This is a genomic window from Pantoea sp. SIMBA_079, from assembly GCF_046940275.1.
GTDB lineage: Bacteria > Pseudomonadota > Gammaproteobacteria > Enterobacterales > Enterobacteriaceae > Pantoea > Pantoea borealis.
Map to the genome: position 1 here is coordinate 1 of NZ_JAWRYR010000269.1, position 274 is coordinate 274.

1 protein-coding gene is annotated in these 274 nt (G+C 72.6%); it reads left to right on the forward strand.

The genetic code is table 11. From position 1 onward, the window contains the following. Positions 1–274: hypothetical protein (locus tag SB719_RS19970; RefSeq protein WP_412159712.1), on the forward strand; the 274-nt coding region annotated here is incomplete at both ends.

Genomic DNA, 274 nt, shown 5'->3' on the forward strand with positions numbered 1-274 from the left:
GCCTGCTCGCCGGTGTGGAGGGCGAACTCGCCGAGACGGGGCAGTCGCTGCTGCTCCGCGTGGTCGGTGCGGACGCCGGCCAGGAGGTCGCGGCGTACCGCCGGTGGAGCGCCGAAGCGCGGGTGGACGGCGTGATGCTGTTCGACCTGACCTTCGACGACCCGAGGCCGGCGCTGCTCGACGAGCTCGGCCTCGCCTTCGTGCTGCACGGCAATCGCGAAGAGCTCGCTCCCGGGAAGGTGCTGGTCTACGACGCGCGCTCCGACGCCGAGCT